Below are 19680 nucleotides of genomic sequence, written 5' to 3' on the forward strand. Positions count from 1 at the left end.
GAACAGCAGTCCCGTGCGCGTGAACGCATCCAAGCGTTCCGTCCAGCATCGATGGAGGTCAGACGATGGCAGAAGACCACGCCCTCGCCCAACCCGCCAGGGGCCCGTTTGTGATTGACTTCCACCGCCTCACCCGGCCGGGGGCCGACCCGCGCTGGGCCTATGGGGTCTTCAAGTCCCGGTGCTGGACCGAGGAGGAACGCTATCTCGGCAGCCTGTGGTGGCACCGGCTGCGTGCCGGGTTCCCCCGCTCGACCAATGATCCCAACATCGCCTGGAACGACACGGGATGCACCGTGGGGATCGGCTACGACCTGCAGACCCTCCTCGAGCTGTACCCGGTCATCCACCGCAACCTCCTCAGGATCGCCCTCTGGAGCGAGGACTGGTGCGGGCGCCTCTACTACGCTGCCGCCGTCCTGACGGGCGTGCCCCGCTCAGAACAACTCGCTGCACGCGCCACCGAGCTGTTCACCACCGATCGGCACCGCAGGACACGAGCCTGCAAGACGGCTCACCTCGATGCACATGCGCAACAGGTTTGCCACGCCTACGACTTCGCCGCCTACGACCGCCTCTTCCCCCCAGCCCGCGTACAGGCCCTGGCCCGTGCCGCGCACGACAGCGACCCCGCCACCGCGCTGAGGACCCTGCTGAGCGGCCAAGGCCTCATCCTGGCGGACTACCACGCGTGCCCTCACACCATGGGCTTCACCGTGGACCACCTGGGCGAGCTGCACCAGGCGGGCGTACGTACGCTCTACGTCGAATTCCTGCGCGCCGGCCTCTACCAGGAACTCACCGACGCCTACCTGCGCCACGGCCGCATGGACCCCCGCCTGCACGCCCTGCTGGTGCGGGCCGATACGCACTGGGGGCACAACGGGCGAGAACGGCTCCTGCGCCAAGCCCGACAGATGGGAATGCGAGTCGTGGGCCTGGAGACGGCGGTGACGGTCGACCTGCCGATCGCCACACCTCAGGACCGCCTGCGCCGCGCACGGTCGATGAACGTCAACGCGACGCAGATCATCCAGGACGACCGCCGCACAACCGGGCCGGAAGCGGGAAAGTACGCCGTCCTCATCGGCATCGCCCATGCCCATACCCACCGTGGAGGCATCCCGGGCCTGTCCCAGCTTCTCGGCGTGCCAGCCGTCACCGCGCGACCACTCAAAGAACGCGGCCTGGTCCCGCACCTGCTGCAGGAGGACCCTGCCCTCCGCCACGACCAACCGACCCCGCCCGGGCACAACGGCCCGGCGGGCCGCGACGACGCGGCACGCGGCTGCAACCCGCTCCCCTCCCCCTCCCGACAGACGCCTGCCGCTACCCCCGGCGATAGCGGGCCCCTTGCGACCTGGGCACGAACCAGTACCCGAGAGGAACTGCCATGGGTGGCAGCCTGACGAGCGACCTCCTGCTCTTCTTCGGCTCCCTTGTCATCACCACGGGCCTCATGATCGCCGTCCACCGGCGTCTGACCGTGGAGCGCCGCGTCCAGTACAACGAAGTCGCCGGCTTCATCTTCGCGGTGATCGCAGCGGTGTACGCCGTCACCACGGGGCTGGTGGCAGTCACCGCCTGGGAGTCACTGTCCACCAGCCGTACCACCGTCCAGAGCGAGACCAACAGCCTCATGGACCTGTACCTGGTCGCCGCCGGCCTCCCGCAGCCCGCACACACCCAGATCCAGACCACCACCCGCCAGTACGCCCAGACCGTGCTGACCTCGGAATGGTCCCTGATGACCCACCACCACCAGGCCAGCCCCGCGGCATGGACGGAACTGGACAGCATGTCGGCGGTACTCGCCTCCGTCCACCCCGCCGACGAAGGAAGCCAGGCAGCGCTGGACCGCTGCCTGGACCGCCTGCAGGAAGTCTACGACGCACGGCGCGACCGACTGGCTGCAGCACAAGAAGGCCTGCCCGGATACCTGTGGATCATCCTGATCACCGGCGGCGTGGTCACCATCGGCTTCACCTTCCTCTTCGGCCTCTCCACCGACTTCGCCCAAGCAGTCATGGTCCTGTGCCTCACGAGCACCATCGCCCTGCTGCTCCTGCTGACTCATGAGATGGCCCTGCCCTTCACCGGAGTCCTGCGCGTGCGCCCGGACATGTTCCAAGAGGCGCTCGACCGCTTCGGCGGCACATGAAACCTGCACCAACGAGACCCGGCCGGGCCCGCGACGGCCTCCGCTCCCCTGCCATGCCCAGGCGAGGACGGGCCACGCCCTGGCGCCTCTCACCAGGGCGTGGCCACCGATGCGGTTCTGGGCCAGCTGGCGGTGCCCGCCGCCGCGGGCCCCGCCAGTTGGCCAAGTCGGTATTCATCCCGATGCGCTGCGGCTGCCACACCGGCCACAGTAGGAGGCAGCCTGTAGTAGTCCTCCAAGAGAGGTGGTGGTACTGCGTGGCGGACGGCACCGGCAGCAGAGCCCTCCCCCATGCCTCTCATGGAGAGCCGCTGCCCTGCCATCAGAACGGCGGGCCTGTACGGATATCCTCCATCGAGCTTGGCCTATGGGTGGAGAGAGCGGTGTCCGTCCAGGCCCGCGCGAACAACTTGACAGGCCTGCGGGCCCAGCACCGCTCACAACTCATCCTTCACCAAGGCACGGATCCGACTATCCGGGCATTCGGCGCCATGGTCAAGGACGAGCTCGTCGGATTCAGCTACGGCGCGCCGACGTGTCAACAATGGCACTGGGTACGCCTTTTCCAGGAGGCGCTGAGCGCATGGGACCATCCCGTCGATCTTGAGGACTCCTTCGCCGTCCTCGAACTCCATGTACTCCCCCACTGGCAGTGCCACGGGATCGGAGAAGCCCTCCTGCGCTCGCTGTGCGCCGTGGCCACCGAGCCGTGGGCCGTACTCACCACGCTGTCGCCCGCCCGCCCGGCCCACCGGCTCTACCAGAAGCTCGGCTTTTGCGATCTGGCCCCTCCTGGGCATATCAGCGGCAAGAGCTACACGCTCATGGGGCGCCCCCTGCCTTTGCCGCCCCGTGGCCTGCCGCCGTGGTGTCGCTGATTCGCGCGAATCCGCCCGGGCCCGTCAGGACGGGTCAAGTGGACGAGGTCGCATCGAGGTAGACAGCTCCCATCCGCACCAGCAACGGAAGAGAACGCAGGACGTGGGACAGGATGTCCTCGGGCACCAGCGCCCCGCTGTCACGCCCATATGTGTCCCCGCGATCGGCGACAGCGCAGCAGTTGGCCCACAGGTTCGTCTCCATCGCCGCGTGCATGAGCACCGCGTACAGCGTCGCGGTGACTGTCAGCAGCGGCCGTCCGGGGGTGCCGAGCAGGAACGCTTCGGGGTCCCCGGCGGTGTTGCCCAGTCCCCGCATCGTCAGGCAGCAGCGGCGGGTGGCAGCGAAATCGATCGCGTTGCCGCCCGAGGGATCAATGATCTGGATAGCCTCCTCCCTGCGCAAGGTGGCCAGGATCTGCTGCGCCCCGCCGATCTCGGCTGCCGCGAGGTCCTGTTGGAACTTGGTGGTCACCGACTTCTCGCCCGGGCCCGGATCGGTGAAGCTGGCGATCCGCCACGCCGTGTAGGCCGCCTCGGGCAGGTGGATGAACCTCGAGCCGATTCGGATGATGTAGGGCGGTTCCGCTTGGCCGTCCGCACCGTACAGCGGGCCGAAATCCTGTCCGACGGGCAGGAGTACACGAGCAGCCGGCATGTCACTACCTCAATCGGATCGAGCATGGCAACGGGCGTGAGAACCTGCCTGGCTTGGTGGGTGGGTGGGCCAGCGTCTCCGCGGCCCTGTCTCGCCTGGCCCTTGATGTCGGGTCGGGTGAAGAGAGCAGCGATACCCACGCCAGAGTTAACGGACATCTCACCGCCAGGTTCGTGGACGTCCGGCGGGCCGCCTCGGGGCTCGCCGGCACCTGGTCCTCACAGTGGCGTCCCGGCCGCGGGCCCCGGCCTGCCTCTCGGGTCCGATGGCGCCGGCAGGGACAAGGATCCCGCCAAGGAACGGTGTCGGTGCCTGCGGCCCGTGGGGCATCGAGCGGATCACCCCTGGGACGGGCGGCGTACTGGCTTTCCTGGGCGCCTGGGCCCGCGGGTACCGTGTACGTGCCCGGTCCGTGCAGATGGGCCAGCCCGTGCTCCTGACACCGCCACTGGCGGGTACCTCCACTCTCACCTCGATGGCGCCTGCCGCACCGGGCATGGGTCCACGACGGCGGCCGATTACGTGCCCTGCCATTCAGCAGCAGCGATCGCCGACCCTCGTCGCAGTCCATCTCTGAGGAGCTCAGCACCCGCCCGTTATGACGCCACCCGCACCAGGCACACCCCACCCGCACGCCCCGCTGTCCACGCCGACTCTGCAGGATCCGACCCGACTGGCTGCGCGGTTCAGGCCACCGGCGACCGCGTGAGGAGAGCGGTTGTCCCGGGAAGGGGCGGTTTTCTGGGTCGGGCGCGTCACGGCTCGGCCCGAATTCGCTCTCCTGGGGCAGGGGCTCGCCCCCAGGGGCCGGCTCCTCGCCGAACCGCTAAACGGAACGGTTCAGGGCCGGCCTCATGGGGCTCAGAGGAGCTCCCAGTACGCTCAGTCTTATAGCGACAACATACAACCAACAAAATCTGATGGTCTGGCAGTTTTCTTTTCCCGTCGGTCAAGCGTGCACGGCGGAGCGGTTCATGCTGTGGCCTGGAACCCGGAGCGCGGGCGCGAGACGGGAATGACTCCAGCATCCCAGGGGAGGTACCAACCTTCTTGCCCGGCCACTGGGATCCGCGGTGAAGGCCTGCGCGCTCCCAGCTGCGGCCACCGGTGGCAACGCAGGTTGGGATGCAGCCGGAGCGGGAACCGTTGGCAGCAGGGCCCGTCATGCTCGAGGGCGGGCTCGGCCCCTGGAGTCGCCCGGACAGTCTCCTCTCGGGGGACAGGCTCAGGGTCTGCCGAGCGGTGGGACCGGCCCTCGGATCGCGGCCTGAGGCGCCAGAGGAGGACGAATGCTGCCGCAGCCTTTGGGGGCCGCTGCAACCGGTACCGCCGGGCTGGCACAGACCGCTGGCGCTACGGGTGTATCCAGCTCCAGGTCCGGTGGCGAGTTGAGGCCCAGAGCGGTGGCCGCCACCAGCACAACACCAGTACCCAGCCGGCCCGCCCACGCCATCAGCCCCGCCAACGGACCAAGATCCGTCACCATATTCACCAACTGCCCACAGCCTCCTACCACATCACACCCGAATTGCCACACCTGACGAACCAACCCACCCCCACCCCGGAACAGCCCTACCGCACCCACCAACACCGGCACCACTCCCGCATGCAACGTCCGCTCCACATGACGCACCTCCGCGAACGCCACACGACACTCCCCACACTCACGCAGATGCTGCTCCTGACCACGCGAGGACTCCTCACTCAAAGCACCCCGCGCATGAGCACCAAACCGTTCCACAAACCGCCGACACCGCTGACGCCCCTGCCGCACATGCTGCGTCAAATACGCCCGACGCAACCCCTCACGCGCCCGATACGCCAACGCCGACACCGCATTGGGCGACAACCCCAACGTCTCAGCGACCCTCGCCGGCTCCTCCCCATGAACCTCCGTCCGCCACAACACCGTCCGCCACCGCTCCGGCAACGTCCCAAACGCCCGCAGCACCGTCGCATACTCGAAAAGCGCCAGAACATCAGCACTCGCCGCCGGAGCACACTCCCGCTCCGGCACATCCGCCACCGGATACGTCTGCGCAGCCGCCCGACCCGCCTCCACCGCAATCCGCCGAATCGTCGTCAACAAGTACGGCACAAACGACGTCGAAGGACCCGATCCCCGCGCCAACGTCTGCAAAATCCGCGTAAACGCCTCCGCCGTCAAATCAAACGCCTCGTCCGGCGAGCGCGACACCCCCCGCGCATACCGCAAAGCCGTCCGATGATGCCGACGAAACAACTCGCCATAGGCATCACGACCACCCGCCCGCACCAGATCCAGAAGCCGAGCATCCGGCACATCCTTCAGATCCCCGCAGACCGCACCCGCGTCAACATCAACATCAACATCCACAGACGCAGCCTGCGGGAAGGGAAACGGTGTCGGCACAAAGCCTCCAGTACAAGCTCGATCCGAGGCGCCCCGGAAAACAACGCCGCGCACAAGTGGTCACCGACCAGGCACCTCACACGGAGAACACCCAACCGAACAGCAGCCGCAGAACGAGCACCCGCCCTACTCCCACCACGGCAACCCACCACCCGCAGCCCTCGACCCGACGCCGATGACGCTTCCCTGTGTAGGAGACAAAAGACATCGTTGCAACAACGCAGACAGTGTCGTGCATCAGCTTGGCTGCAGCACACCACCAAGAAGAGTGACACACCCCCAAACCCCGTCATGACCAACCCCCCACCCCCTCACACCCGCCCCACCCCGCCCCCAACCAAACACCCAAAACCCAAACAACACCCGGCATATTCCACCAGCAACCCCAAAACACACCACCCCCCACCCACAACAAGAACCACCGGATCGCACTCCCGACCGAGTTCCGTACTCGCGACCCCGGCGCATGCACCCGCCGGCGCACCAAAGTCCTTACCCGATGCATCGGTACGCGCCGGGCGGAACCTCGAGACCCCGCGGCAAACCAGCCGCCTCGTGCCCATCACCGGTCTGCAAACGCGGCGTCAGCGGAATCGCACTCGGGCCTCGCAGCACCTGCGGTCCGAGCCAGGTCGGCAGGCGCCCGGCCCGCAGGTGAGCCCACCCAACGCACCGACGTCAAAACAGCGCCATCACGCAGACCCGGGTCACGCGAGCGGCGCCGTTGACCAAACAGCGCTGACCGAGTGCCCAGGGCGCGCCCCGCGCCCCGTGCGCCCCACTGCCACGCGGACCGACCTGGTTACCAGTTCGCCTGACCCACTACCCACCTCGCCAGGCTTCGTATACCGCCCAGCCCTGTGGCCCCCGGGTAGCATCGCCAGGGGGCTGCGATCTCTCGCTCGGGTCGCCAATGCGCCCGCGTCGCGGGCTCGAAAGCGGGGCGCATGGAACATCAACCGCGCCGCGCGAGGAAGCGTGCTCCGCCCTGGCTCTATCCGGCCGGGAGGGGGATCGACACCGATGCGAACCCGCCAGGGCAGCGACACGCACGGCGCGCCCGCTCCGCCGTACGCCGGTCGACATGGGATGGCGTGGACAGACAGCACGCGGGAGTTCGGCCTGGTCGTGACGCGTAGCGGCCCCAACTTCCATACACCTGCCCGAATGTGAGCCTGGGTTTTCGACCGGAACAGTCTCGGTGCATGGCGTCAGCGGCCGCGCCCGTCATGCGCGTCGGGCCAGGACGCGGTACCTCAGCAGCCCTCACGAGGCAGCGCCCTCACGCGGCGGGCAGTTGACGGTATGCCAACGACTCGTAGGCGGCAAGTACGCCGCTGCGGGCAGTACCGGGCATAGACTTCAGATGGCGAACCCGGGAACGACCGTAGCTCAAGCGACCGAAAACAGAATTGCCAAAAACACGATGGGGCGACTATTTACCGCTCGCGTCACCGACCGCCGTCTTCGGATTCTTACCTAGCAAGTCGGCACTGCCATATCCCTACGCCTATCGAGAGGGCCAGGAATGCCTGAGGCGCACGCCAGATCGGGGGGCGCGATTGCAAGCACTCCTGATCCGGACCCTTGTGGAGCTGAGCATGGAACGAGGTCATTCGCCCGCAACCCGGCGGGCGTTCGCCCTGGAGCGGCTGGACGCAACAGCCGCCCTGCTTGACGCCCTGGACGAACAGATCGATCGCGCCGAGGCAGACCTGGCCCGGCGCTCGGCCCAGGCCACAGCCGCCCCCGATGCCGCGCAGTGCCTGCGCGACCTCGGTGCCCTTGGTGACCTTACCGACTGCCGCATCCTGCGCCGGCGCCTGTCCAACACGTATGCCAGACAAGCATACGAAGTGGTGGCAGCCGGCCCGATGGCGCCACCCGGACCGTCCGCGCCCGGCGTGCACGAGGAGTTCCCGGTTGCTTTCTGGTTCCGACCGCCACCGATCAAGTGCGGACACCCGCAGGACGACCCGCGGATCGAAGAGGCCCGCCAGCACGTGCTCGAAGCACTGCACGCCGCACCGGACACCACCGTCCCTTCGCCTGCGGGGCGTCCCTGGCCCTGCGACAACCATGACGGGACACTTGAGTTGGCGTGGCAGCTGCCCGACCGGCTCCGCCAGTACGCCGATGCCGTCCGCGCCGCCCTGAAAGGCGGCCAGGTGGCACGGCGATGACAGCCGAGAATAACCCGCATGCCCTCTGCGTGTGGTGAGCACGACACGCCCCGGCGGGACTGGGCCTGGAGGCCCGGTTGAACGCGAGGGTGATCGCACATGCATGGCTTGAGCACATCCTGCCTAAGGTCGCTACGGGCAGGGATTCTGTATTCGTGGGCCTCCCGCGCCCCTCGTGCCGCGCAACGCTTGGCGATGAACCGGCTTTCGCCAGGTTCAACTTGCCCCGGATGCGGAGCCCGTTGCCGGTGGACCTGAGCGGCTCCTTGCTGGACGTGAACCAGGGCGGACCTACCTTCCGGCCGCCACGCGCCTGCCAGAAGGTGGGTCGAAGATATTCCGGTTGCGGCGGACCTGCTTCGCGCCGCCTAGGGCGCTCGTACACCACGCGAACAAACCCGACCCTCGGGGTGAGCCCCGAGCGCTGACCCACCATCGGATAGAGGCGAGCGACAGGAGTACCGCAGATGCACACGATCCACCTACCGCGAGGCCCCGGCAGCGCCTGCCGTCCTTGCCTGCCAAGCACAGGACGCAGCCTCGCGGCCTCGAGCCGAGGACCCTGCCCCGCCCTCCGCACGGCAGGACCCCCACCTCCCCCGCCTCCAGCTCGAGGCATCCTGGGAGCGATCCGCTGATGACCCGCTGCGAGGCGACCACCGAACGCCGACGGAGCAGCCTGCTCGCCCTGGTAGGCGTCCTGGGCGAGCTCTTGATCACGGGCGGACTGGTCCTGACTCTTTTCGTCGTCTACGCCCTCTGGTGGACGAATCTCACCGCTGATAACCGCTCAGGCCGGGCCGGTGAGCGCCTGCATCAGGTCTGGGCCGCTCCGCCCGGACCGGCGGCGCCCCGGCCGTTCCAAGGCGAGGGGGCGGTCGGTTTCCTGCACGTGCCGGCCATGGGGAAGAACTACCAGGTGCTGATCCGGATGGGCACCGGTTCGGAGATCTTGAACGAGGGCGCGGCGGGGGTGTACGAGACGCCCTACCACTCGGCGATGCCATGGGACCCGAGCGGGAACTTCGCTCTCGCGGCGCACCGAGACGGGCACGGCGCCAAGTTCCATGACCTGGACGCGGTGGAGAAGGGGGATGCCGTGGTGGTGGAGACCCGGGACTCGTGGTACGTGTACCGGGTGGACTCAGTTCTGGCGCGGACGTCCAAGAACGACACCGGTGTCATCGCGCCGATCCCGGAAGGCTCGGGCTATCAGGGCCCCGGGCGCTACATCACGCTAACGACCTGCACGCCGGTGTACACCTCCCGCTACAGGATGGCGGTGTGGGGCAGCCTGGTACGCGTCGATCCGGTGGACGCCGCTCGTACTCCGCCACCGGAGCTGACGGCAGACCATTGACGACTCGCTATCAACTGGCCTTCACCGCACGGGTGCACACCTGGGGGTGCGGCGGGGCGTGCCGCCGCAGCCTCGTGCACGGGTCCGCCATCCCTTGATCTTCGCAGGGAATCCCGGCCATTAGCGACTCCGTTGGGAAATCGCAGTGCGGGCTGGGATCAGGCTGCCAGATCGAGTGCTGCCAGGTGTGAGGTGCGGGTCTTGCCGAGGGGTGTGCCGGTGAGCCAGGCGTCGAGGCGGATGATGTTGATCGCGGTGACGGCGAATACATGACCGAGATGGGCTTTGGTCAGTGCGGTGTAGCGACTTCGGCGGATGCCGGTGCGCCGCACGGCCTGCGAGATCGTGCCCTCAGCACCTGCTCGGACGTCGTAGCGGGCCTTCGACTGCGCAGTCCGCTGCTCGATGTGGCGTTGCGCCAGGACCTGCTGCTGCTCGCGGGGTAGGAGCGTCAGAGTGCGGCCGTCCCGCTGGGTTTGCCCGCAACGACCCCACCTCGCAGATCCGCTCCGGGACCAGGTCCAGGACCCTCTCCTCCAAGCCATGCTCGACCAACCGGTACCGGAAGCCACCAAGCGCCATGAAGTCGAAGCCGGGACCATCCGTCCCAGTATCGAGCTGTCCAGGTCAGTGGGGGAACCTCACCAGGCGCACACCGAAACAGTTGGCAACCGCCAATGTTCGACGGGCCGAGCTGGCCCGCCGCAACGCCAACCCGGCATAGCGAAAAGCCCCGGCGCTCACGCCAGGGAGGAGTCACACTGATGGAAGGTGCCGCTCGGTGGTGTTCGCCCGCCCGCGCCACGGCGGAGCATGGATGTATGGTCTCAGCGCCGCGGCTCCTGGCGTGGGAGTTGCTGGCTTGCGCCGGGCGGGGTGGCAGCGGGCAGGGTGGCGACGTCGTGCTTGGCCTGCTCCAGTGGTGCAGTGGTGTCAAGCAGAGGGGGCGCTGTACTGGGGCCCTTGTCGAACTGGAAGGCGGAGGTGAGGTCGCCAAAGGTCTGGCGGCGCCAGTCGGTGACGTAAGCGGCCCGTACGCCGGTGAAGCGTTCCAGGAACTGCAGGACCGAGGTGTGGTCGAAGAGTTCGGAGGCCACGCGGCCACCCGTGGTCCAGGGGGAGATGATGATGCACGGTACTCGAAAGCCTGCTCCGATCGGCACGCCCTGGACGAACTCGCCGGCGGTGCCGAAGGGGGGAACCGGCGGCGGGACGTGGTCGAAGAGGCCGTCGTTCTCGTCGTAGTTGAGAATGAAGACGGTCTTCGCCCAGACCTTGGGGTTGGCGGCGATTGCTTCGATCTTGGAGGCGATGAAGTCGGCGCCGGCCGCGGGCAGGGCGTTGGGGTGCTCGCAGCGGTCGGTGGTCGGCAGGATCCAGGAGACGGCGGGCAGCCGGTCGGCGCGGGCGTCGTCTTCGAAGGTGCCGGCGGGCTGAGCGGTCATCGCCTTGTCGTGGAGGGGGTCGCCTGGCTTGGCGTGCTTGAACGCCGCGAAGGCGGCCAAGGTGTTGAAGTCGCGGCTCTCGGATTCCTGGTAGACCCGCCAGCTCACCTGGGCGGCCTCCAGTTGTTCGGCGTAGGTGGTCCAGGTCAGTTCCCTGTCGGGAAAGAATCCGGTGACCGGGCCGCCGTGCCTGCCCTCGGCGTCGATGCCGCCGGTCATCCAATGGAGCCGGTTGGGCCAGGTCGGGCCCTGGACCGAGGAGAAGTAGTGGTCGCAGATGGTGAAACTGTCGGCCAGGGCGAAGTGGAAGGGGATGTCTTCGCGGGTGTAGTAACCCATCACGTAAGGCGCGTGCGTGCCGTCGGCGGCCCGGTGGGCGCTCATCCAGGCGTCGAGCTTCCCGCCGTTCCAAGCCCGGTGCTGGACGTGCCAGGAATGGTCGGTGGAGGGGATCGCCTGGGCGCTGGTGGTGCGGGTGTTCAGCCGGTAGGGCAGCAGGTAGCCGTCCGGGTGTGAGTTGTCGGGCTGATGGAAGACCGAGCGGCCGGTTTCCAGGAGCAGAGCATGCGGGTCGTCGAAGCCCCGCACACCCGCCAGCGTGCCGAAGTAGTGGTCGAAGGACCGGTTCTCCTGCATCAGCATGACCACGTGCTCCACGTCCTGCAGCGAGCCGCGCCGTGGGGTTCCTGCTGCCAGCGCGCGCTGCACGCTCGCTGGCAGCAGGTCGGCGCCCGCGGCAGTGGCCATCACGGTGAGCATCCTGCGTCGGGTCATCAGGGGCACGACGATGCCGCCTGCGGGTGGTCCTCGCCGCGGATCGGGCCGCGTGCGCTGGCGCCCTCAGCTGCCCGGTATCGGCGGACCCCGGCGGCGTCCATACGCTCCACAACCGGAGGGCGGGTGGAGCGTGCGGCGGGTGCTGGCAGCGTCGGGTAGTCGTGCAGGTGTGGGCAGCCTGCGTCAAGCCAGTCGAATGCCGCTCCGGTCTCAGCAGCCATCGCCGCGAAGAACCCTTCACCGTCAGGGGTCTGGTGGGTGGTGATCCAGGTATAAGTCGGGCCTTCCCACAGGGCACGCGCAATCAGCTGGCGGCCGTAACCGCGCCCCTGCCATCCGCGCCACAGATAGATCGCCTTGATCTTCCCGTAGCGGCAGGCATCGCACACCTGCCAGTGCAGGACCGCCACGTGGCGCCCGGACCGGTCATACATCCGCAGGGTCCGCGTTCCCGTTGGCCCCTGCGCCGGCCAGTAGACGCACCGTGTCGGCTGGCCGGCTGTCACCAGCCTCACCCACCACCAGCGGATCCGGCTCATGCCTTTGGGTACATTCCCCATGTCTGTTTCCCTTTCGCGGCGCTCGAGCATGCCGAAGACCCCGTGCCGAGAGCCCTTTCGGCACGGGGTCAGAACAGGGCCGCGTCCGGAAGTCGTCCCGTGCCGAATCCCAGTGCGCCAGACGCCCCGAACCGCAGGCCTGATGAGAGGACGGCGCTGGTCGTGCCCGATGACGCGATGCACGCACAGCTCACCCAATCGGGCGCACCACCGCGCGGTACCGGTGGGCGAGGTCCGCGCTGGGGCAGCTGCTCACCTGAGCTTGCTCCGCTTTGACTCGGACCATCGGTGTGGTGGTCAGAAGCCGTTGCTCTATCGATCTTGGCGAGCATGAGTTCGAGGGCGTCAACTCGGCCGGGTGGTCTTCTGGCTGGGCGAGCATGAACGTAGGGCCTCCCGCACAGCTCGTGGGTGTCGAAGCCATCGAGGGCACAGCTCCACATCGTCACGTCGGGGGCCAGAGTCGTAGACCGAACGGGCCGACACTGGAGGCATGTCGTCATGACCAGATAGAACCGCGCCTTCTCAGGGATGGGTGCGATCACTCGCTGCCTTGACCGGGAGAGGGATCACAGGCAGCGCTGGCGGCATCACGGTGACCCGTCTGCACACCGCGACGTCGTTACGTGCCCATACCTGGCCTCGGCCCGTTGACGGGCCGAGGCCAGAATCGTCGGACTATCGGACACGTCAAACTCCTGGGCACTCAGCGGCCGCTGGATACGGCCCCACCCGCGCTGAGCGGCCTCGAACGCCTGCCAGTCCACCTCAGCAAGCTCGGCAAGCAGGAACAGACGCTGAGGTCACGTGGGCGGAGCGGTCGCTCACGATGGCCTTCAACGAGGTGGTCTGCCGCATCCCACGGCGCCCCTCAACGAGACGTCCTGTGCCGTCAGGTCCGCCCCGGTGGGTTCCTGGAGTGCCCTCGCCGCCGCCGTGAACGTCCATACCCCGGGCCGGGCCTGCTGCCCCAACGAGCCGGGTTCGCCTGACAACGCCCACGCGGGAGCAGGACGTGGCCTTCGACATCCCCCTGCAGCGCGGCGAGACTGCGCCTCAGGACGCCGTCCGCGTCCTGCTGCGCCGCCGCTGCATGCAGGCGGCTGTCAACGGTGGTTACCGCACGTAAGGTGCCGATCGCGCCTGCTCATCGAAGACGGTCTCCTTGTGGATGGTCTCGGCCAGTTCACTCAGCTCCGCTTCCATCTCGATGCGAAACGGACCCTCGGGCTCGGTACGGAACAGGACCGCGTCGCCGTCCTCGAACACAACCCACAACTCTGCGCGGCCCCTCAAGCACCGCTCCAGCCTCGCCGCCAGGCGGGCGCGCTCGTCCTCCTGAGCGGGCACCCGCTCGAAGGCCTCGGCCTTGCCGCGGTTGTATGGGGCCGGGACGATCTCCCGGACCACACGCCATGCGCCGTTGATCAGCATTTCAACTCTCAAATTGGCCATACTCCAGCGTCCGTCCGCCAGTTGAAGCGCGCGCGCTGGGCAGCGGCGGTCCATCGGGGGCGGTGGCGGGGAACAGCAGGCTTGTACGGGTTCTTCCCGACTCGCCGCCCAGGCCGTGTCTGCTCAGCCCGTGCTCGACTGCGAGGCCCGCCAAACTGACTTCGGGTGAGCCGGCGGCGTGCCCGGATTGCGGTGCGCTGACCGGCCGCGTGCAAGGCTGTCGCGGGCGGATGGTCGCGGACGTGTTGGTTGATGCCCGCCGGGTCGTGCTCGCCGTGCCTGCGCCGACTGGTGTGCCCCGCCAGAGGCCTGTCGGCGAGGCCTTTCGCGAACAGATCCCCGGGCTACTGGAACGCCGCCAGCGCGGACGGTCCACCTGACCGGGCAGATCACGGCCAGGGCCACGGAGTTGGCCGCACGGGCTGCCGCGCGCACCCGGCGGGCGATGGCCATAACAGTCTGCCCGTTCACGGCGCTACCCATGCTCATACCGCTGCCGACCTGCGTCCACACCGCGAGGTGCACGGCGACCACCTGCTTTCGAGCGGACACCACGACACACTGCGCGCAACCCGGGCGATGGCGGTGCTCTGGCTCGGCGGACCTGGATCAATGCGGGACCCGGTTCCCTCTTCGTCATGGGAACCGGGTCTGCATCACTGCCCTCTGGGGCCGGCTGTGTGCCGCCTGCCCGCTGTGAGCACCCACTCAAGCTTCAGTTGCGGCGACTCAGATCGCGCCCACGTAGAAGGTCTGGTTGTTCTCGGCAGGGTTGTTAGCCCACATCCCGCCCGGGTCGAACCAGGTCTGCCTGCCCACGACCGTGCCGGGAGGAAGATTGGTCGGCACGATCATCACCGCGGAGCTGTTCGTGCTGATGAGCCCGTTGTAGGGCACGCTGACGTCGGTGGTGAAGATGCACTGGATGGTGCTGGGGCTGGTCACGTTGCAGTTGGCCACCGCTGAAGGGGTGCCGAGCTGCCAGGTCCCGACCGACGGCGGTAGCAAGGTCGCACCGTTCGCGGTCTGGAAGACGATCTGGGTGCCGGCCTTGAGGGTGCACCCGTCAACGGTCTGGCACGTCAGCCCATAGCCCGGGGCGACCGCGTTGACACCGTGTTGGAGCGTGACGGGGCCCGACCCGCCCTCAAAGGTCCAGTTGCCCGTCGAAGCGGACGCGGTGGGCGCGCCTGCGGCGAGAGTGACGGCGGCGCACACGCCAACGGTAGCGAGGGCAGCAGTGCGCTTGATGGTCTTAAGCATGTGGTCTTCCTTTCGAGAAGGAGGAGGACCCCTCGTGCGACACGGGGGCGGTCTCCTCGTGTGATAAGAGGAGCCGCGCCTGCTGATATGACGCCGCCGATGGCGTGTCAACGGCGTTAGGCGGGTTCATGACTGTGGGAGTTGCGCGCAAACCCCGGGCCGCGGCGGGGCTCCCGCTCGGCGGGCTGAGTGAAAGCGAGGCTGGTTCCCGAGGAGCTGACACCAGGCTTGACGCGTCGGTAGGTGATGGCGCAGCAGGCAGGGGAACGGGTCGTGGATGTCGTCGCGGCGCTCCCAGCGGATGCGAAGGCGTTGCAGCCGCGGGGCCGGGTGGGGCAAGACACGAACCTCACACCTGGCCGCACTCGAACTGGCAGCCTGATCCCAGCCCGGTTCGCGGATTCCCAACGGAGCCGTGAACGCCAGGGGCTCCTCGCAAGAATCCGCTGATGTCCTGCGATCAGCGACCGCCGACACGCCTGCGCCGCCCCCGCTCCTGACATTCGCCTGCCCCGGATGCCGTTCAGCTCGGGCGCGCCGGAGCATCTCGGCGGGCAGGTCCAGGCCGAGCGCCAATCCGCTGGGGCCGACTGCTCCCGCAGCGGGCAGGAGGCATGCGCCGCAGCCGAGGACCAGGACCGCGTCGCGGGGGGGGCGAGTTCCGCGTGCTACACAAGGCGCCGGCCGGCTTGCCGCAACAGCCCGATGCCGACCTGGCCGTAGGTCGGCGCGGCACGGTCGAACAACTCTCCCAGGCGCCGTTCGGCAGGGCGAAGCATGGTCTCGAATCTCCAGGGCTGGTGCGACCGTATAGGGGTCAGGTCCAGCGGGTAGCACTGGGCCCGGTCGGCTATCGCGGTCACCAGTACGAGGCCGTCGATTCTGTCGGCCGGCAACTGGGAGCCTGCTTGGAGCCGCTGGTCCCAGCCCGAGACGGTGCAGCCTTCGGCCTGCAGCAGGGCTGCGGCGTTGGCCACGTCGGCCGGGAATTGGACGAAATGCCGTTATACCGTTCGAACTCGTCGGCGGGGATGACGAAGCAGATGTGCGTCACAGTGTGCTCCTGGGCACGGGCGGGCATGTGAGCGGGCGCAGGGGTGTGCGGGTGCCGGGGTCTCACGGGCGAAGTGCGGGGCGCAGCCGGTGCGCGATGCGGGCGATCCGCTCCAGCGGGGCCAGGTCGAGGGGAGCTGGGCCGGGCGCCGCGCGCAGTTGGCTGATGGCATCGCCGATCGCGGTGGTCAGTGGGGAATCGACGAGTATCCTCTCGAGGACGGTGCCGGGCGCCTCGATGGTCACCCGGTGGCAGTTACGGCCCATCGGGCGTTCGTCGCAGCGAAGTACGGGGTCGAAGTCGATCACCCCGCACGCCCGGTCGGCCCGGACCACGGCGCGCCGACGGCGGCCGGCCGGCCCGGCGGGCTCCACTATGGGGGAGCGCCAGGTGACGCGGATGCCCGAGGGAAGTCGCGCTCTCGCTGAGTGTGCTGAGGAACAGGTCGGGGTCATGGCGCGGGGTCAGCTGCGCGCAGGTGAGATCGCCGGTGACATATCCGTGGAAGTCCGCCGGATCGATGAGTGTGCGCAGGACTGCCAGGATGTGCAGCCATTCGTAGCCGAGGACGCCGTAGTCCCGATCGACGAACCGGCCCTGGGCGATGTCTGTGCGGCGGTCCTTGGTGAAGGTGATGTCGATGCTGCTGATCGATCGGTGCTGCGGCCGTGCTCAAGGCCAGCAGCTCGGCCAGGACGGCGGGGGCCTTGGAGTAGCGGTACTGGTCGACCAGGACCAGGCGGGCCTGGGGGTGGGCAGCCAGCAGCTCGGTGAACTCCTCGATCTCACCGCTGCGGCAGGCGGGCTTCTCCAGCAGCACACGGGCGCGCGGATCGCGTTCCAGTAGGGTGCGCACAGTGCTCAGGTGCGTGTCGGTGGGGCAGCACACGCTCCACATGTCCACCGCGGTGAGCACTTCCTGCGGCAGGTTACGTCAGATCGGTCCAGTGCGCAGGGCCGGCCCACCTGCCGTGGGCGGGATCGACGACCGCGCTGACGTGTGCGCCCAGGGCACGCAGGGCCGCCCGGTGCTGTCGGCCGGCCACTCCGTGGCCCACGATGGCGGTCCGGAGTCCGGTGGGCGGGTGTGCGGGGTGTGGCTGAGGGATCACGGTTCAGCTCCCGCCCAGGTAGAGGTCGTAGTACGCCTCGAACAGCCCGGATTCGGCGATCACCCGGTCGGCCAGGGCGGTGTCGAGGCCGACGGGCAGGTCGTGCGCCTGGCAGCACAGTGCCACGGCGGCGAGGAGAGCGCCGACCCGGTACGCGTCATAGCCGCGGTTGGGGATGCCCTCGTTCTCGAACAGGTTGAGCGAGCGGCCATCCCCCAGCAGGGTCACCGTGCGGCCATCGGGCAGCTGGTGGCGCACGCCGGCGACGGCGCACTCGATGCTGCCGCACGTGCACTCGGACAGGAGAGCGAAGTCCTTCGTTGCGAAGCCGGCCAGGTAGCTGCCGTCCGCAAGCAACGCCAATTCCCTTCAGTCGATGACCTGTTCGCCCGCGGTGCCGACAATCAGCAGCGGCCGGGTCGCGCTCAGCGCCTGCGCCATGGTCCGGTAGGTTTCGAAGCCCTGCTCGGCGGCCTGGATCAGGGCGAGGATGTCCGGATCGACGACCGCCACCCGGCGGCCGATGAACTTCTCGCCCGACACGACCTCGCGCAGGCGGCGCAGACAGCTGTCGGCGATCTCGTTGTAGCCCAGGTGGGTCTTCACGGCCGAGCGGGCGAGGTTCACCACCGGGATCTCCACTGCCCCGGCGGCCTTGATGCGCTTGAGTCCGCTGACGGTCAGTTCGATGGCCGCGTCCGCCCGGGCACCGCCGGCTGGGCCGTGGCCCAGTGCGAGCAACCCCCCGTTGTCGATGACCAGCACCCGGCGGTGCACGGCGTGGGCCTGGCGGATGAACTCGGCTACCCGCTCAGCGCTTTGACGGGCGTGGTCCTGCTTCGCGGCCGTGCTGGTGGCGTTGATGAAGGAGTTGTCCAGGACATCGCTGCGGTAGCCGCGGCGCAGGAACGTCTCGTGCACCTGGTCGCGGTTGCGCGTGCGGTCGCCCTTGGACAGCGCATAGACCCACTGCGCAGGTACGCCCACCCGCTCCATCGCGGCCAGGAAGCCAACACTGTTCTCCACGTAGTGGTCACGGAAGACAAGAGCCCATCCGGCCATGACCGGTTCCGGTATCGCGAAGCGGCCCAGCAGCGGCATGGCCGCATCGATCCCCGCCAGCTCCCGGTCGGTGAAACCGGCTCCGGCCCGGCGCACGGCCTCGATGACCCACCTCTCGCCAACCGACCCGGAGGAATCGCCCTCGCAGGCAAGGAGCACGACGTCAAACTGCGCAAGGGACGGCAGAATCACGTCCAAGGTGCGCGGTGCGCTCACCGGCCGCGGTAGACGGTGAACGGTGAACTGCTGTCCCTTCACGTACAGTTGCATAGCCCAGCTGCCCCCCAGCGGCTCGCAGCGCTCCCCCACCGCGGCCAGCGCCGCCCGCAGTTGCTCCTCGGTGGCCGAGGAGCCGACCACGGCGCAGACCCGGGGCGAGCCTTGCGGCTGCGCGTGCCGCCGCGGTGACCTTGCCGACGGTGTGGCCAAACGCGCGTCCACGATGGCTCCTTCACTTGTGGATCGAATGCTTGGGAAGGTCCGGCCCCGGGGAGCAGGGCCGCCAACCTGCCAGGAACGAAGGCCCTCATGATGGTGCGTCAGCGAGCCACAGGGCCGCAGCGCGCTGCGGGCCAGCCACGGCTACCGCTCCCACCCGCCCCCGGGGAGGGCGATGGCCCCATAGGTCAAAAGGCGCCCGTATACCGCCCGCGCCTCTCCGGCAGACCTACTGCCCCCAGCGCGGACAGTGCCCGCCCCGCCGGGCCACTCGGCCGCACGCCGCCACACCCGCGCGGCAATCCGCGCATCCACCAGGGCAGCCGCGAGAAAAAGAAAGTCCTTGGGCCCCTCCAGATCATTCGCATCGAAATTGCCGTTTCGGCGAGGCAGGTTCACCACGCTACGGGCTGTCCCGGTCCTCGCACCGGCTGGCAGGCGACGATTCCAACCGACTTAAGTCGGGGACACGATCCCCCGCCCTGGGGCGGTCACCGCCCTGCACGACAGCGCCCGCCGTTCTCCGACGGCCCGAGGGCGGCCTCCCGCCGACCGCGTCCGCCAGGCCACCCGGGCCCGGCCGCCTTTATGGGACTCGCCGCGAAGGCCCACCCGCAGCACCCGCTCGCCGACCACCGCGGTGAGCCGCGCCCCCTGCCTCGACGCATCGATCACCCGAAAGCACGACGTCCCGCCGCCTGACGGCGACGGGACGCATGCTCAGACACCATTGCCCACCAGCGACGTTGGCGGGAGCCACGGTGTTGTTGCGTGGCTGGGGTTGCTTGTTAGAGGAGGTGGGCGTGGGCGGTGCTGGCGGTGTGGTTGGTGTCGCCGGTGTAGGTGGCGGTGTAGGTGAGTCCGAGGTGGAAGAGGAGGTTG

Annotated in this window: 17 protein-coding genes; 6 read left to right on the top strand and 11 right to left on the bottom strand. The window is 68.4% G+C overall.

Translation table 11 applies throughout. The features are described 5' to 3' along the window. Positions 1 to 65: 65 nt before the first annotated feature. The 3 genes from P3T41_RS20765 to P3T41_RS20775 all read left to right on the top strand — a co-directional run bounded on the left by P3T41_RS20765 (position 66) and on the right by P3T41_RS20775 (position 3039). Positions 66 to 1409, top strand: a complete 1344-nt coding sequence (locus P3T41_RS20765) for a hypothetical protein (RefSeq protein ID WP_280691462.1) — start codon at positions 66 to 68, stop codon at positions 1407 to 1409. Next, entirely contained in the window at positions 1394 to 2161 is a 768-nt protein-coding gene (locus P3T41_RS20770) for a DUF4239 domain-containing protein (RefSeq protein WP_280691463.1), read from the top strand. Before P3T41_RS20765 ends, P3T41_RS20770 begins: the two co-directional genes overlap by 16 nt. A gap of 383 nt (positions 2162 to 2544) precedes the next feature. Further along, positions 2545 to 3039 carry a GNAT family N-acetyltransferase gene (locus tag P3T41_RS20775; protein ID WP_280691464.1) on the top strand — a complete coding sequence of 165 codons (495 nt, stop codon included), beginning with the start codon at positions 2545 to 2547 and terminating at the stop codon, positions 3037 to 3039. 34 nt (positions 3040 to 3073) lie between these two features. On the opposite strand, the gene P3T41_RS20780 is transcribed toward P3T41_RS20775, so the two are convergent. Together P3T41_RS20780 and P3T41_RS20785 are read right to left on the bottom strand one after the other, a co-directional pair. Continuing rightward, a complete protein-coding gene (locus P3T41_RS20780) occupies positions 3074 to 3697 on the bottom strand; it encodes a hypothetical protein (RefSeq protein ID WP_280691465.1) in 624 nt (207 codons plus the stop codon). Positions 3698 to 4922: 1225 nt separating this feature from the next. Continuing rightward, a complete protein-coding gene (locus P3T41_RS20785; protein ID WP_280691466.1) occupies positions 4923 to 6053 on the bottom strand; it encodes a sigma-70 family RNA polymerase sigma factor in 1131 nt (376 codons plus the stop codon). Positions 6054 to 7690: 1637 nt separating this feature from the next. Here P3T41_RS20785 and P3T41_RS20790 point away from each other — a divergent pair. Together P3T41_RS20790 and P3T41_RS20795 are read left to right on the top strand one after the other, a co-directional pair. Beyond that, positions 7691 to 8272, top strand: coding sequence for a hypothetical protein (locus P3T41_RS20790; RefSeq protein WP_280691467.1), 582 nt, complete (start codon positions 7691 to 7693; stop codon positions 8270 to 8272). 637 nt (positions 8273 to 8909) lie between these two features. Next, positions 8910 to 9632 (top strand): class E sortase, encoded by a 723-nt coding sequence (locus P3T41_RS20795; RefSeq protein WP_280691468.1) that lies wholly within the window; start codon positions 8910 to 8912, stop codon positions 9630 to 9632. A 158-nt stretch (positions 9633 to 9790) separates the two neighbouring features. On the opposite strand, the gene P3T41_RS20800 is transcribed toward P3T41_RS20795, so the two are convergent. From P3T41_RS20800 to P3T41_RS20830, 7 genes are all read right to left on the bottom strand, one after another. Continuing rightward, positions 9791 to 10234 (bottom strand): transposase, encoded by a 444-nt coding sequence (locus tag P3T41_RS20800; RefSeq protein ID WP_348533679.1) that lies wholly within the window; start codon positions 10232 to 10234, stop codon positions 9791 to 9793. A 225-nt stretch (positions 10235 to 10459) separates the two neighbouring features. Next, complete coding sequence (locus tag P3T41_RS20805; protein ID WP_280691469.1) at positions 10460 to 11851, bottom strand: alkaline phosphatase family protein; 1392 nt, start codon at positions 11849 to 11851, stop codon at positions 10460 to 10462. After that, entirely contained in the window at positions 11851 to 12444 is a 594-nt protein-coding gene (locus P3T41_RS20810) for a hypothetical protein (protein ID WP_280691470.1), read from the bottom strand. Before P3T41_RS20810 ends, P3T41_RS20805 begins: the two co-directional genes overlap by 1 nt. 1086 nt (positions 12445 to 13530) lie before the next feature. After that, positions 13531 to 13869, bottom strand: a complete 339-nt coding sequence (locus P3T41_RS20815) for a hypothetical protein (protein WP_280691471.1) — start codon at positions 13867 to 13869, stop codon at positions 13531 to 13533. A 729-nt stretch (positions 13870 to 14598) separates the two neighbouring features. Continuing rightward, the gene (locus P3T41_RS20820) at positions 14599 to 15132 is read right to left on the bottom strand and encodes a hypothetical protein (protein WP_280691472.1); all 534 of its coding nucleotides are present in this window, start codon (positions 15130 to 15132) and stop codon (positions 14599 to 14601) included. 668 nt (positions 15133 to 15800) lie between these two features. Then, positions 15801 to 16109 carry a hypothetical protein gene (locus P3T41_RS20825; protein ID WP_280691473.1) on the bottom strand — a complete coding sequence of 103 codons (309 nt, stop codon included), beginning with the start codon at positions 16107 to 16109 and terminating at the stop codon, positions 15801 to 15803. 139 nt (positions 16110 to 16248) lie between these two features. Then, positions 16249 to 16560, bottom strand: a complete 312-nt coding sequence (locus tag P3T41_RS20830; protein WP_280691474.1) for a hypothetical protein — start codon at positions 16558 to 16560, stop codon at positions 16249 to 16251. A gap of 266 nt (positions 16561 to 16826) precedes the next feature. On the opposite strand from P3T41_RS20830, the gene P3T41_RS20835 reads away from it, so the two are divergent. Beyond that, positions 16827 to 17033, top strand: coding sequence for a hypothetical protein (locus tag P3T41_RS20835; protein WP_280691475.1), 207 nt, complete (start codon positions 16827 to 16829; stop codon positions 17031 to 17033). 268 nt (positions 17034 to 17301) lie between these two features. Here P3T41_RS20835 and P3T41_RS20840 read toward each other — a convergent pair whose 3' ends face one another. Continuing rightward, entirely contained in the window at positions 17302 to 17661 is a 360-nt protein-coding gene (locus P3T41_RS20840) for a hypothetical protein (protein ID WP_280691476.1), read from the bottom strand. A 6-nt stretch (positions 17662 to 17667) separates the two neighbouring features. Continuing rightward, positions 17668 to 18801, bottom strand: coding sequence for a hypothetical protein (locus P3T41_RS20845; protein WP_280691477.1), 1134 nt, complete (start codon positions 18799 to 18801; stop codon positions 17668 to 17670). Positions 18802 to 19680: the final 879 nt, after the last annotated feature.

The sequence above is a fragment of the Kitasatospora sp. GAS204B genome (assembly GCF_029892155.1).
Taxonomy (GTDB): domain Bacteria; phylum Actinomycetota; class Actinomycetes; order Streptomycetales; family Streptomycetaceae; genus Kitasatospora.